This is a genomic window from Colwellia sp. 12G3, assembly GCF_002836775.1.
GTDB lineage: Bacteria > Pseudomonadota > Gammaproteobacteria > Enterobacterales > Alteromonadaceae > Colwellia.
Genome location: NZ_PJAQ01000005.1, coordinates 28,069 through 42,899, shown reverse-complemented (window position 1 = coordinate 42,899; position 14,831 = coordinate 28,069). Strand labels below are relative to the sequence as shown.

Here is a 14,831-nt window from a genome sequence, read left to right as displayed (position 1 = left end):
ATGAAAATTATGAATTTATATCAAGCAAGTTTTTTAAATACTGTACGTAAGTTTCCTCATAATACCGCACTGTATACCGAAGGTAGCAGCGCCAAAAGCAATCATACACAGGCAAAAACATTTACCTATCAAGCGCTATTTCAATTGTGTCAACGATGGGGGAGTTATATTGCTCACTTTAATAAGGAACAAAGTCCTGTTGCAATTTATGGTGGGCGACAATGGCAAATGTATGCCGGAATATTAGCGATTCTGAGCACAAATAACGCCTATGTTCCACTCAATACCAAGCAACCAGCCTCTCGCAGTTCCAAGGTACTGTCACAAATAAATTGCCGAGTATTACTTGTTGCTCAACATGAAGATCCAACGGCATTATTGCACTTAACGAAACAAGCTTTACTTGTGATTTATTTAGGCCGTGATACCCCTGAGTGGTTAATTAATAACAGCCATCATACGTGCGTTAAGATTGAAGACATTAATGAATCAACGCCCGTTACCCTTACTTTATCAACAGAGGATAGCAGCTCGATAGCAACTGAATTAGATGCCGCTGAACGTAAATTAAAAACAGTAAATCGTTATGCTTATATCTTATTTACTTCTGGTAGTACAGGAACGCCAAAAGGTATTGCGGTCAGTCATAGCAATATTGTTAATCACCTTGCTCGACTCGATGAACTATTACAGTTGCAAGCCACCGACAAAGTAAGTCAGTTTTTTGAACTTTCTTTTGACCTCTCGGTACATGATATGTTTAGTTGTTGGAGCAAGGGTGCTGCGCTGTACGTTATTCCCAGCGAGCAACTCATGTGTCCACTGTCCTTTATTAAACACAACAAATTAACAGTCTTTTCCGGTGTCGCTTCTATCCTGTCTTTTATGGATAAATTCAGTTTACTCAAACCACAACTGCTACCACATCTAAGAGTTAGCTGCTTTGGTGGTGAAAAGTTATTAACCAGCCAAGCGCTAAAATGGCAACAATGTGCCCATCATAGCCGCGTACTAAATATTTACGGCCCGACTGAGTGCACCATTACTGCAACTTATTATGAATTGAACAAAAATCACGCCATCACATCAGCATCTGTACCTATTGGTAAGGCTTTACCTGGATTATCAGCCATATTAGTTAACGATAACAACACCATCACCACAGCCAATACCTTAGCCGAGTTATACCTGTCAGGTGATCAGCTTGTTGATGAATATTTTCAAGATGAAGAAAAAACAATAAAAGCGTTTATCACCTTAAACACAACCATGGAAAGTGCTGTCAATCGCTACTATCGAACGGGAGATATTGTTTATTATGACGAGCAAAAAAATATTGTTTTTCATGGCCGAAATGATCATCAATTTAAAGTTTCTGGCCATCGAGTTGAAGCGGCAGAAATTGAAGCGGCTATTGTTAATTTTTCCACCGATATAACCTGGTGTGTTGTATCAGCGCAAACTGAGCCCACGGGTAACACCAAAATTATAGCCTTCATAGAAAACGCCCTAGAGCAAAGCCATTCGTTTCATTCAGATGATAGCGAGCAGCAGATGATAAGTGCATTAAGGAAGCATTGTTTACAGCACTTACCGGCTTATATGGTGCCTGATGAATTTAATCTCTACCCATATTTACCCCGTAATCTCAGCGGAAAGGTAGAAATTAAATCCCTGCTTAAAAATGACAATAAAACGACTGTCCTAAGCTAAAACTACAGCCAGTAAGTTCAAAAGAATCAATAAGAAAATTTATTCAAAAGAGGCTACACCGTGTTAATTCAGCAAAGCATTATTCAGTTCATCGAAGAAAAAACCCATAACCAATCAACTGATTTATCGGACCATTTACTAAACACGATCAAGTCATTTGATTTTATGATGTTAATACTTGAACTTGAGCAGAAATTCAATCTTAGATTACCTTTTGAACAAGCGTTATCGGGCAACCTAAAACAAATAGATCAGTTTATTAGTTGGGTTGAATATCACCATGAAAGTTAAGCGTTCAGACAGGTCTAACACTAACGTTTGGGCAAGTGAGCAACTAAGGTCGATAAAACAAAAGTCACTGAGTAAGCTAATCAAATTGATAATCAGTGGTTTAACACAGTTAACGAGAACTAAGCGTAAAACGCTGATCAAAAATATTGGTAAGACACTATTATATTTTGCTAAAAAAACGCGATTAAGAGCAATAAAGAATATTGCCAACGCCATGCCAGAGCTTAGTTTAAAAGAAGTCTCAGATTTAGCTTTCGATGCTTATGGTAATTGTGCGTTTGGCGTGGTGGAATCTTTTTGGCTTGCTGAGATTGAACCCGAAATCTTTTGCGACGAGGATACCTTACGAATTTTACAATCAGGTGAAGGCGCTTGTATTGCGACTATGCATATGGGCTGTTATGAAGCCGTGCCATTAGCGATAGCAAAATTTTCGAACCAGTCGGTCACGTTAACCAATATACCGAGCTTTATAGCAGACTCAATGGATTTTTATTCTGCTGCGAATATTACCGCTATCAATAAAAAATCAACCAATGCCTTTAGTGAGTTATTAAAAGAGTCGGCCAGTAACGCTTATATCTCTTTGCACTGTGATCTTTATGCTAACCAAACAGACGTAACCTTCTTTGGGAAAAAAACCAAAGCCCCTGCTGGTATTGTCCTATTGGCAAAAATGAATAGAAAACCTCTATTACTCGCCTACGCTATTTATCAAGGTGATGGGCATGTACAAGTTTTTTTCGAAACCCTCTACGTGAATCAAAAACAGACTGATACAAACTTATCTGAACATTCATCAGAGCAAAAGGCTGAAGTAACTGTTGAACAACTAATGTCAAATATTTACCAACGCTTTGAACACATAATCAGACAATACCCTAATCAATGGTATTGGTCATATAACCGTTGGAAAAAATAATCCCCATGACACACGACAACACTACCACAGAAAAATCGATAGCCAGCGCGAATTTATACTCTCGACTATTCTCTTACTATCGAGTATATAAAAAGCTAATATTGGTTGCTTTAGCTGGGCTTTGCCTGTTTAGTTTAGTTGATGCGGGTATGATTTATTTTGTCAAACCTTTGATTGATCAAGGGTTAGGTAAAGCAGATAGCAGTACTCTGCAATTAGGGGCGTTATTCGTTATTGGTATATTTTTCCTGCGCGGTATTGCAAGTTTCACCTCAAGTTACGCTATTGCTTATATCAGTAGTAAAGTGACTTATCAGATCCGACAACAAGCTTTTGAAAAATTATTATTTTTACCGCGATCATATTTTGATCAGAACAATCGCGGCAGCCTTATTTCAAAAATAATTTATGATACTGAGCAACTATCACAAGCCTTTTCAAGTGCGGTAGTTATTGCCATTAGAGAGTCGGTAATCATCCTCGTCTTATTTTCTATGATGGTTTACAACAGTTGGCAATTAACGGCAATATTTTTATTTATAGTACCCCTTATTGCGTTAATAATTACTAAGGTTTCTAAGCGATTCAAAAATATTAGCCAAAATCTACAAAGCAGTATGGGGCAAGTCAGTAATAAAACAGAGCAAGCCATTTTAAATCAACAAGAAATCGTGTTACTCGATACGAGAACACAAATCAGCGCACAATTTGATAAAATAAATAACCATAACCGCCAACAAAATATGAAACTTCAGGCAACAACTGCATTGAGTAACCCGGTAATTCAGCTTATTGCTTCTTTCGCTATTGCTGCAGTGTTATTACTCGCCAGCATCGACCAAGTATTAAACCAACTCACTCCTGGCAGTTTTACCCTAATATTAATAGCTATGGGTTCACTGCTTAAGCCACTAAAACAACTCAGTAATATTAATCAACAATTACAAAAAGGTTTAATAGCCGCGAATAGCTTATTTAGTTTTTTAGATGAACGCGAAGAAGAGGATACCGGTAAACAATACTTATCAAAACTGTGTAGGAAGATAACGTTTAAAAACTTATCTTTCAGTTATCTAGGTAAAACACAGCCCGCTATTGCCCAATTTTCAATGAATATTAAGGGCGGAACAAGTATTGCGTTTGTTGGTGAGTCAGGCAGCGGTAAAAGTACCTTAGCTCGTTTACTACTACGTTTGTACCAATCGCCCAAGCAAAGTGTTTTTATCAATGATATTGCCATTGAAGACTATAAATTAAGCTCACTAAGGGCTCAGTTTGCCTTTGTATCACAAGACATCGTATTAATAGATGATACGTTAGCAAATAACATTAGCTTTGGTTGTAACCGCTCAGTGACAGACGAAGAGCTCCAAAAAGCGGCGATAAATGCTAATGTTATGGCCTTTGCCAAAGAGCTACCCTTGGGCTTAAATACAGAAGTAGGAGAAAATGGTCGAAACTTATCAGGAGGACAAAGGCAGCGTATCGCCATTGCCCGTGCGATTTTGCGAGATGCCAGTATTATCATATTAGATGAAGCAACATCGGCCTTAGATAACCACAGTGAAAAATATATCCAACAAGCTTTAACACGTTTGACCCAAAATAAAACGGTTCTAATTATTGCCCATAAATTATCGAGTATTGAGCATGTTGATGAAATCATTGTCATCAATAAAGGTCAATTGGTAGAACAAGGAAACCATCAATCCTTACTCGCTAAAGGTGGTTATTATCAAGCGCTTTATCACGGTCAATAACGGGGTGAACTCTTGCCAAACTGATGGATTTGCTAATACATCAAGCAGCTATGTATCAAGCACAGATATCAAATGGTTCTGGTTATTCAATAAAGTCTAAATGCTGTTGATAAAAATCACCTAACAAAGGTACTTTGTATTCTTGTCCTTGAATCGCCGCATAAAGCCCTAAAGCCCAACCTAATAAGACACCAATATTCAGTACCCATCCCACTAAGGGTATCAATGAAAGGATAGCACCGGTAATAATTAGACCTAAAGATTGACGTAAATGAAAGCTTGCTAGTGAGGATTGATGTTTATCATAAATCACCATGGCAACGACCCAGCCGATAAGTGTAAAGTAACTTATCACAGCAACTAGGGTCGCCATTTTAAATCGTTCTGCGAGGCTTAATTTCTTTTCAAAAACATTGTCATAGTCACTTGGGGTATGTGGCATAACAGACACTCCATCGTTAATGCTAAGGAAGACGGCCTAAGTATTTTATTGCAAATAATCAACTTAACCCTACTTTAAACTTAGGAAAAATAATGCCATTCAACAAGGCATTTTTTTGCTGTAATTTACACTAACGTCTAAATGTTTCAATTTTATGAATAAACCCGATAAAATATTTTTATGGTTGTTTTTTTAACGTTTGACAGAAGTCTTGATATTGTTGCTGCATTGTTAGTGTTAATTTTAATTGTTCATCTTTAGCTAATGTTTGATAACACAAACGATTATAACTGACACTAAGACGAGTAAAAACAATAGCTAACTCGGGATATTGTTCTCTTACCTGCTTAGAAAAATTATTAACTGTCATAGCAGCAGGTTTAACTATGCCCTGCTTTGCTAATTGTCCTAGCGATTTTTGATAGACTAATTGCCACTTAGCTAACGGTTTCTTTTTTGATTTGGAGCGATTAAGAAGGTGGAGAAACAACATAAGCATGACCATACTGATGACCAAAGCTATGGCAATAATCAAAGCGAATTTCCAACTCGCCATCTTGCCAAACCAATGTTTTAATAAATTATATTGCTGCTTACTATTAAAGCCAATGACCCATTTGGTCCATTGATAATCAAGAATATCAAATTGTAAGCGTAAGATATTAAGCAATGCTATATTTTTCAATTGATATAAACTAAACAACTCATTATTAAGGTTTGACTGTTGTTGCAATAATTCATTAGACCACCCTGAATTAACACGTTCAGGGTCTACGGCACCGGTAGGATCAACACGAACCCAGCCTTTACCTTGTACCCATATTTCAGACCATGCATGAGCATCATATTGATAGATACTCAAGTGTCCCTTATCTGACAATTTATCCCCAGTATTTGTGCCGTTAAACTCCCCACCTAAATAGCCAGTTACCAAACGTGCAGGAATGCCTGATGCACGCATAATAAAGGTAAAAGCACTGGCATAATGCACACAAAAACCGGCTTGAGTATCAAAGAAGAACTGGTCTAAGCTATTGTTGATTAATAATGGCGGTTGTAAAGTATAGGAATAATTTTGTTGATTTATACGTGACAGTACCGCTTGTGCACGTGCTTGAGGTTCAGGGTAATTATGTTGTAACTGCAACGCCATTTGCTCTAATCGAGGGTTACTACCCTCTGGGTAATGTAAATTAACTGTTCTACTATGCTCTGATAATTCAAGCGCTAACGGGAGTGATAAGAAACTGCTTAGTTGGTAGGATTTCGCTTGCGTTATAATCTTTGAACTCATCAAGGTGTAATCACTTTTTGCCCTAATGTCATTGCCCTCATTCGAGGCAATAGCCGGTGCTAAAGCAAATAAATACTTTTGAAAGCTTGGCTCTACGGTAATTTGATAATTCAAGGGGACAATATCGCTGCCATTGAGATTAACACTAAAGGTGTTGCTAGCGGATGCTTTGGCTGAATTCTTCGGCGCTGCTTTTATCCTAGTCCACTGTCTACCATCGAAATCCTCTAACACCATAGCACGCCAATATAACTGCGAATAATTAGGTATCGCTTGTTGACCAAAATCAGCCCGAAATGCCAATTTAGTTGATCGGGATAAATTAGCAATATCGCCGGGTTTAACGGTATCCGACAACCCCGTTTCTGCTGACTTTGCTCGCGGCATTTGCCAAAAAGGTGATAATCGAGGGAAAACTAAAAAAAGTACCACGGCTAATATCGCACTTTGCCCCAGTATGACAGTCATCACTTTGATATTTGAGGCAAAAGTTTTCTCTGATGAAAAAAAATGTAACAAAACCGATAAGTTGATGACCAATAAAATGAGTGTAATAAAGCTAAAAACTAAGTCTTGTCTAAAAATAAGTGATGAGGCTAAAACAAAAAGACCTAAAAGTAGTAGTTGATAGAAATCCCTTCGAGCCTTTAATTCAAACGCTTTAAGTACATAAGAAAAACAAAGTAAATGTACCATACTTGCGAGAATCCCGACTTCTTTAGCAGTAATAGCAATGGCTATACAGCCTAGTAAAGCAAAAATTCCAAGTATGATAGGTGACACAATGCTTGCCTGTTGTTTTTTATGGTGATTGTGTTGTCGTTGACTTAGGTGTTTAACTGTACTTACTTTCTTTCTCGTTTTTACACGATCTCGGCTGTTATGTAATAAGAGTGCCTGCCACGCTAGTGACAATGAAATAATAGCCAGCATCCAAGTACTTAATTCTAAGGCAATCACGGCAATATTTAAACATTGGCACAACCAAAGTAACCAAGCATTTTTTCTACTTAAACAGAAACTTACATTAACTTTACCTAGGGTTCCCGATGATGATTTTTTAGTTTTATTATTGAAAAAAATCATGAATATAAAGCCAATGCGGTTAAACAGGCTTGTTGATGTTCAACGCCAACGTTGGGAGGTATGTTCATTGACTTATTGCTGATATCAGCAGAAAGCGATAAACCAAACGCTTGATTCGTTGCTGTTAGCTCGCTAATAAGGAAACTTAAATAGGAAAGTTGTGTTTCAACATCATTACTGGGCATATCCTTAAGTTTTAACCACTGCAATTGCCCCTGACTTGCTTGATAATGTTTTGAATAGTGTCCCTGCCCTTTTGCTAATTGCTTCCAGGCTGTTCTTGCTCTTGATTCTCCTCGCACAAAACTTCTTAGTTCTGAGAAATCATCAGTGCCCACACTGTGAGTCGTTTGATAACTTTCTATACTTGGCTCATCTGGTTGAGCAGAAAATTGGTATTGACCGACAACCAAACTTTTCGGTTTAGGATAAATAATGGCATAGTGACCAAAACCTAATACTGTTTTGCTCTTAAAAAGACCTAACGAATATTCACTAAATACGGTGACTCGACCTAAAGTGTGCTTGCCTCGTTTAGCTGATTTATAGCTTAATTTTATTTCTTCACCCCCCTGTAAACATAGTGGGATTTTTTCTACATGGCTGTTTAGGTTGCTATCGGTAAAATGAGCATTGATATCATAATGCGTTTTTTCAGCGAAAATTTTAATTGGAAAATATAACGCTTCACCAGCATAACCTTGTTGTTTTGCCATGCTATAAAAGCGCAATTGAGAGAAGTTATAAAAACTATGTAACATGACACTAATAAATAAGCTCGCCAATAGGTAGCTAAACAGCAAAATGATATTATTTTGGTAGTTAGTCCCTAATAAAAACACCAATACCACAAAGCCTAGATACGACAAGCCAAAACGGGTTGGATATATCATGATGTTACGGCTATTTAATTGATGTTCTTTGCTATTTGGGATCCTCTTTGCAAGCCAACGCTCAAATTTTTTATGAAAAAATACACTGACCGATTTAGGTAAAGAAAATAGAGTCGTTATTCCCATCACTAAACCTTATGAATGACCAAGAGGATTTAGCACGTCAACAGATTTAAGTATCTGATTAGCCACACTGTTATCATTAATGTGACTAGCGCCTAACTGTTGACTCGGTTGCATTTCTAATCGATGTTGACAGACCACATAAAACACGGCTTGGACATCATCAGGTAAAACATAGTCACGGTTATCAATAAAAGCCATCGCCTTAGCCGCTTGTAACAGTGCCTTTGACGCTCTCGGCGATAATGGCTTACAGTTAATTTCAGCATCATTTACTTGGGTATTAGTTTGAGTACTATGAGTTACGTTACTGTGACTGCTATAAGCACGTCTGCTGACATGACTTAAGGCTATAATATATTCAATAACATCATTTGAAACGTTAATTTGAGTAACCGCATCTTGCATGGCAATAAGCTCTTCTTGCTCTATTACTCCCCCATTAGCAGCCGTATTATCTCGCGTAGTTTGATTCGTGCGTTGAGCTGTATTTAATAAAATTTTCTTTTCGGCTTTTAAATCAGGAAAGCCCAAAGATAAACGCATCATAAACCGGTCAAGTTGTGATTCTGGTAACGGATAAGTTCCTGCGTGGAATAACGGGTTTTGGGTGGCAATAACAAAAAATGGTAGAGGTAATTCATGGGTAATACCGTCAATGCTCACTTGTTGTTCGGCCATGGCTTCAAGCAGTGCACTTTGTGTTTTTGGACTGGCTCGGTTAATTTCATCAGCCAGCACCACTTGATTAAAAATGGGACCTTTGTGAAGTTCGAAACGATTAGACTCTTTATCAAAAATGGAAAAACCAACAACATCTGCAGGCAATAAATCATTGGTAAACTGAGTACGCTGATAGCTCAAACCTAATGTAGTCGCCAATACATGGGCAAGAGTAGTTTTCCCCATGCCGGGTAAGTCTTCTATCAATAAATGACCTTGGGCGAGTAAACAGGCAAGCGCTAATCGACATTCTTTAGGTTTACCTAAGACCACGGATTCAATTTTATTTAAAATGGCAGTAATAGACTGTTGACTTGCTTGGACTGTATCGACAATGTTCGGCGTTTGGGGCATAAAAAAACGTCTAATTATAAAGAGTTAATTAGACGTTTTATCATGAATCTGGAATAAAGGGAATTGTTAGCCCTTATTCGTTTTAAATATGTCGGCGGCTAACAACCGCTTCATTTAACTGACTTAATAGTTTTTCCGTATCATCCCAACCAATACAAGCATCGGTAATACTTTGTCCGTAGACTTCAGCTTTACCATTAACCAAACTCTGGTTGCCTTCAACTAAATGGCTTTCAACCATAACACCAAAAATGTTGTCATTACCTTCACTTATTTGACCACTAACATCAGTAGAGACCACCATTTGGTTCTCGAATTTTTTACTTGAGTTAGCGTGGCTAAAATCAATCATCACTTTGGTGTTCAAATCAGATGCGGTTAATTGTTCGGTAACCGCTTTAACACTATCAGCATCAAAGTTAGTCGTTCTGCCACCACGTAGAATAATATGACAATCACTGTTGCCTGTAGTTTCAACAATCGCAGCATGACCAAATTTTGTTACCGATAAAAAATGATGTGATGCAGCCGCTGAGCCGATAGCATCAATAGCTATTTTGATTGTGCCATCAGTACCGTTTTTAAAGCCGACTGGACATGAAAGACCTGAGGCTAATTCACGATGAACTTGTGATTCAGTAGTACGAGCACCAATCGCTCCCCAACACATAAGATCGGCCATATATTGCGGCGTGATCATATCTAAGAACTCACCCGCGGTTGGTAAACCAAGATCATTTAGCTCTACTAATAACTTACGACCTAAACGTAAACCGTCATTGAGTTTAAAACTGTTATCCATATAAGGGTCATTAATTAACCCCTTCCAACCAACGGTAGTACGTGGTTTTTCAAAATAAACACGCATAACAATCTCTAGACTGTCTTTATACTTGTTACGTAATTGAACTAAACGCTGGCCATATTCAAGTGCCGCTTTAGGATCGTGGATAGAACAAGGACCAATAACCACTAATAAACGGTCATCTTTGCCTTTAAGAATATTGTGAATAGCAGTTCTACCCGCAACAACTGATTTAGTTGCTTGCTCTGACGCAGGAAATCGTTCCAATAAAGCAATTGGAGGTAAAAGATCTTTAATTTTATTGATGCGTACATCGTCAGTTTGGTACATAGTTGGCTCTCTACTGCTATTTCGTTGTGTATTCATTACTAATTTATTAGCTTGAATGTTGACGATACTCATTGACGTTAGTTTTACTTAAATGTTTAGTTTACTAGCGTTCTTTATACTCATTAAGTTGATTAATGTGGTATTGAGTACCTTATTATTAATTCCTAATTAGAATCCCAACATTAATCTAGCAGTGTTGATGTTTGAATGCCACGGAAAATTGCTGTTACAAGCTAGTTTTTAGAATATTTAGTCTAACTGAGTAAAAATCGATAAAACGAAGTAAGTAATATGCACTATGAGTGCTAAACAAACAGGTAAATTCAAGCGCTTATTTTAGTAATTCATGGCCTTGTGGAAGTTGCTTTGCTATCCATAGGGCGAGTTTGTGTTTCATATTGGGTTGATCTTCACTATCTACTGCTAATGGCTGAATTAACTTATCATTAACCAATAAACGATAAAGGCTTTCGACTTTATCCTTGGCTGAATTTGTCGCTGAAAAACTATTGTAACCACGATTGACTGCATATTTTTCGCCAATTGTTAATGCTTTCTTTAATAATTCCGCTTCATTTTTTAATTTTTTCATTTAATTTTCAATCCTGATTTACCACAAATTATATGCTTATTACCATGCGTGAAATAAACATAAATATCAAGTTAATAGCGATTAACTTCATCGGTTAAGGTTTTAACTACAAGCCCTACTTTATATTGATTTACATCATGTAAACTCTATAGTAGCCTCTGTATAATATCGTCATATTAATCAGTACAATTTTTATTAACCGCATACATAAATACATAGGTGAAACATGCCCATATCACGCACCAAAAATCTTCAACATAAAGTGTATATTCCGTCGTCTGCTCGAGAAAACCAATATTTAATGGCTAAAATAGCATTGACTGATGAATTACTTGAAAAATATAGTGACTTAATTGATAACACTGCCGATGCGCCATATGAAAAACTTTATCAAACATTAGCGGATTATTTTTTCGCTATCAACGATAAATTAGCCATTGAAAGCACACAGTTTATTGCTAATGATAAGTTTGCCCGTGTACGCTTTAGCCCTGAAAAGCTGACTGCACAAACCAAACAACAAGTTCTATTTTTATATAACCCTAAATATCATGCTAGCCAAAATGCTTTCTATAATGGTCAAAATAAAGCTAAAAAAATCACCTTAGTCTTTTTAGCCAATGGTAATGATATTCGTATTCAATCAGCACAATTTCATCGTAAAGTGAAACAAGCGCTTGAAAGCTTTGCTAAGCAAGCATCCATTACGCTAGCCGACATAAGAATTTGTGATCATCAACACTTAACCTACGATTTATTTGCTAAAAACAAAGGAATTGAAGGGAGTCAACCCCATAAATTCCGTTCAATGACCGACAGATATTCAGCTGATGAGTTAGCTTTGCCGGATAATAGCGATGCGCTAACTTATGCGATAGCTGATTTTCCGATTAACCGTCGAGTTAGAGCATTAGCGCCATTAGATGAAAATCAGCAAGAGCGTTATAACCCACTATATAATCTTATCAGTGATACGTTTATTAGCGCGGCAAAACAGTGTAATTTGAATAATGGTGCTGTTATTGCTAACGGTTTAGTGCCGATTGTACGTCGTGGTGATGACGAAAATGTTATCGCAAATGGCGAGTTACTGATGTTAGGTTACAATCCTAAACATACGAGTTGTGGTTATACCTGTAAATGGAATTCAGCCAAACTTGTCGATTCAGTACAGCTGATTTTTGTTGCCAGTGAGCAAGATAAAACGTCTCACGGTTATGGTAAGTTTGTTAATAAAGTAGAACAAGTATTACGCGACTTTACTGACAAGTTAGGTTTTGTTAATGACCAGGAAGAAATGACTGTTCGTTTACATCAACATGTTGGCTTTTATACGAAATAAATTATGCCTTATATAGGGGATTTCTAATAGCGTGCTAATGAGATAACTAATATAAAACAGCAGTAACCATAAAAACCCGATATTTATATCGGGTTTTTTATTTTCTATTCATCTCTCTATAATAAGCTTAACGTTCTTTAAAACTCATATTCAATGGCTAACCGTAATATATGCCCTTGGCTTTCACTGTTTATTCCCGTGATAAAAGCCGCTTCCCATTTAAGTTGTTTTTGTCCACTAAAACGCTGTACGCCCATAAAAGCAGGCCCTATACCTAAGTAGTTTTCTCCTGAGTATACTTCAATAGCTGGCTGGAATTGCTCAAGATGACGGAAACGATATTGTAATCTAAATTCAGTTTCCATTTCGTCCTCAATAGTGTCGCCCCATTCATAAATTAAAAAGGCATTTAACGTTAAGCTAGTACGACCAAATTCTTTTTCCATAATAACGCCAGAGGTCACTTCCCAGTTATTCTCTTGATGCTCTTTTTCAACCTCAAACAACATGCCCCAATCAGCCCAATATTGGCCTTGCTCTGTCATCATCCAGCGTGCTTCAATCTCATAAGCACTGAGGGTGAAATTATCATTACTGTCGCGTTCACCAAGTACATAAAACTCCAACATTAGATTGTCGGTGACCGATTGACCATAAGCAAAACGCTGTGCTAAATCGTTACTAACACCATTTTCTCGTTGAGCTAGCATACGCCATTCTACTTCTCGCTCGTTTGGCAAAACGTATGGGTGATACACCTTATCAACGACAATACCATCCGCTAAAGCTGTATTTGAAAAGATCAAAACAGCAGATAAAAAACTACCTATAAGCACATAGTTACCAGGCTTAGGGTTAAAAAAATTAAAGCTAAAAAGGTTATAACTTAAAAAGTTCAGGCGAATAAAAGTAAACATTAATAAGTCCCTTCCATTAAAGAAGCTGTAGAATTTTGTTTATAGGTGATTAATTTAGCAATGAGAATTGGCACAATAATAGCGGCTAAATAAACGATTAGTTCCATAGCGGAAGGTGTTGCTTCATAACCAAATAAAATCGTGAGAAAATAACCCAGTTCGGAGTCTTCAGCAATCAGGTAACTAGTACTCCATAAATGTACATTGCTAGAGATAATATCAACTTGTTCAAGCAGTTGTAGTCCTTGCATCAACTGGGCAACACCAAATAATAATAAAAAATAGCAAATGACTTTACCCTTTAATTTTTTATCAAACGTTATCAGAATAAAATACAATAAGATGGCAATACTTAAACAAATACCTGTACCGATGATCACGCCAATCACAATGCCAGAATACAAGGTATCAATCACCGCATTCGAAATCGTTAAACTCATGACATAAAGACTAAAGTAACTGCCATGAACACAAAGTACCAGTAACAAGATGCCAAGACTCATATAGGTTTGCATCTGATTAAAAATTTGGTTTTTATTCAATTTATGGACAGAAGCTCGATTGAGTAAAAAGGATATAACAATGAAAATATAAATGAAGCTAAATAGTATAGAGAAAAAAATGTCTAAACCCGTGCCATCAAATAGTTGGCTTAATCCGGGCATATAATGACTGAATAAACCGACAATAATTAACCCTACAATCGTTGTTTTCACTAATTTTAAGACAGGTAAATAAGTAGGCTTATTATTCTTTTGATACCTAAGTGGAGTACTGGTTTGATTACTAAGTTGCACCCTAGCACCTTGTTGTGCAAACAGCAGGCTAAACACTACAAAAATAGGCAATATGTTTTGTAAAAAAACTAACACGGTATTAATTAGCATTATCGGCCCCCTTAACAACAGGCTTAGCTAATTCAACTCCGCTGACAATTATCACACCTCGGGCACTGTTTGGGTGATATTCACCAAAAAAATCATAACGCCCTGGGGATAATGGTCCGATATAAATAGTTGATTTTTGCTTGGGAAAAAGTACTTTTTCGCGATTAAGAGAAAAGCTATCAAACTCTTCAATGCTATCATCTTGATTATCTATAACCAATTTAACTTTTTTATTTGCAGGTATACTAATTTCAGCCGGATAAAAAAGGTGATCCTTGAGAGTAACACTAAACTCTTGTCGCTGAGCAGAGACGTTATAACTTACCATTAGCAGTATATAACTGATAATAAGCTGTG

14 protein-coding genes are annotated in these 14,831 nt (G+C 37.0%); 5 read left to right on the top strand and 9 right to left on the bottom strand.

The annotated features are described in order from the left end of the window. Positions 1-9 precede the first annotated feature (9 nt). Genes CXF71_RS01675 through msbA form a run of 4 tightly spaced genes read left to right on the top strand, consistent with a single transcriptional unit; the run spans position 10 to position 4,686 of the window. The gene (locus tag CXF71_RS01675; RefSeq protein ID WP_198559802.1) at positions 10-1,713 is read left to right on the top strand and encodes an AMP-binding protein; all 1,704 of its coding nucleotides are present in this window, start codon (positions 10-12) and stop codon (positions 1,711-1,713) included. A 60-nt stretch (positions 1,714-1,773) separates the two neighbouring features. Next, the gene (locus tag CXF71_RS01670; RefSeq protein WP_101231261.1) at positions 1,774-2,004 is read left to right on the top strand and encodes a hypothetical protein; all 231 of its coding nucleotides are present in this window, start codon (positions 1,774-1,776) and stop codon (positions 2,002-2,004) included. After that, on the top strand, positions 1,994-2,926 hold the full coding sequence (locus tag CXF71_RS01665) for a lysophospholipid acyltransferase family protein (RefSeq protein WP_101231260.1): 933 nt from the start codon (positions 1,994-1,996) through the stop codon (positions 2,924-2,926). The genes CXF71_RS01670 and CXF71_RS01665 overlap by 11 nt, the downstream gene beginning before the upstream one ends. A 5-nt stretch (positions 2,927-2,931) precedes the next feature. Continuing rightward, on the top strand, positions 2,932-4,686 hold the full coding sequence (msbA, locus tag CXF71_RS01660; RefSeq protein ID WP_101231259.1) for a lipid A export permease/ATP-binding protein MsbA: 1,755 nt from the start codon (positions 2,932-2,934) through the stop codon (positions 4,684-4,686). An 82-nt stretch (positions 4,687-4,768) separates the two neighbouring features. Here the strand turns inward: msbA and CXF71_RS01655 are convergent, their stop codons facing one another. The 6 genes from CXF71_RS01655 to CXF71_RS01630 all read right to left on the bottom strand — a co-directional run bounded on the left by CXF71_RS01655 (position 4,769) and on the right by CXF71_RS01630 (position 11,328). Then, the gene (locus CXF71_RS01655) at positions 4,769-5,128 is read right to left on the bottom strand and encodes a DUF4870 domain-containing protein (RefSeq protein WP_101231258.1); all 360 of its coding nucleotides are present in this window, start codon (positions 5,126-5,128) and stop codon (positions 4,769-4,771) included. Between the two features lie 178 nt (positions 5,129-5,306). Next, complete coding sequence (locus tag CXF71_RS01650; RefSeq protein WP_101231257.1) at positions 5,307-7,508, bottom strand: transglutaminase family protein; 2,202 nt, start codon at positions 7,506-7,508, stop codon at positions 5,307-5,309. Further along, positions 7,505-8,527, bottom strand: a complete 1,023-nt coding sequence (locus CXF71_RS01645) for a DUF58 domain-containing protein (protein ID WP_101231256.1) — start codon at positions 8,525-8,527, stop codon at positions 7,505-7,507. The genes CXF71_RS01650 and CXF71_RS01645 overlap by 4 nt, the downstream gene beginning before the upstream one ends. A gap of 9 nt (positions 8,528-8,536) precedes the next feature. Further along, positions 8,537-9,601, bottom strand: coding sequence for an AAA family ATPase (locus CXF71_RS01640; protein ID WP_101231255.1), 1,065 nt, complete (start codon positions 9,599-9,601; stop codon positions 8,537-8,539). A gap of 82 nt (positions 9,602-9,683) precedes the next feature. Further along, positions 9,684-10,736, bottom strand: coding sequence for a 3-deoxy-7-phosphoheptulonate synthase AroG (aroG, locus tag CXF71_RS01635; RefSeq protein ID WP_101231280.1), 1,053 nt, complete (start codon positions 10,734-10,736; stop codon positions 9,684-9,686). Positions 10,737-11,067: 331 nt separating this feature from the next. Continuing rightward, a complete protein-coding gene (locus CXF71_RS01630) occupies positions 11,068-11,328 on the bottom strand; it encodes a DUF5062 family protein (protein WP_101231254.1) in 261 nt (86 codons plus the stop codon). Between the two features lie 226 nt (positions 11,329-11,554). Between CXF71_RS01630 and CXF71_RS01625 the strand changes: the two genes are divergently transcribed. Beyond that, positions 11,555-12,670 (top strand): DUF3083 family protein, encoded by a 1,116-nt coding sequence (locus tag CXF71_RS01625; protein WP_101231253.1) that lies wholly within the window; start codon positions 11,555-11,557, stop codon positions 12,668-12,670. Between the two features lie 137 nt (positions 12,671-12,807). Here the strand turns inward: CXF71_RS01625 and CXF71_RS01620 are convergent, their stop codons facing one another. From CXF71_RS01620 to CXF71_RS01610, 3 genes are read right to left on the bottom strand one after another with little or no spacing between them, the layout of a single operon-like run. Beyond that, entirely contained in the window at positions 12,808-13,587 is a 780-nt protein-coding gene (locus CXF71_RS01620) for a hypothetical protein (protein ID WP_232771338.1), read from the bottom strand. Then, a complete protein-coding gene (locus CXF71_RS01615) occupies positions 13,587-14,474 on the bottom strand; it encodes a hypothetical protein (RefSeq protein WP_101231252.1) in 888 nt (295 codons plus the stop codon). Before CXF71_RS01615 ends, CXF71_RS01620 begins: the two co-directional genes overlap by 1 nt. Beyond that, on the bottom strand, positions 14,464-14,811 hold the full coding sequence (locus CXF71_RS01610) for a cupredoxin domain-containing protein (protein WP_442871911.1): 348 nt from the start codon (positions 14,809-14,811) through the stop codon (positions 14,464-14,466). Before CXF71_RS01610 ends, CXF71_RS01615 begins: the two co-directional genes overlap by 11 nt. Positions 14,812-14,831 lie beyond the last annotated feature (20 nt).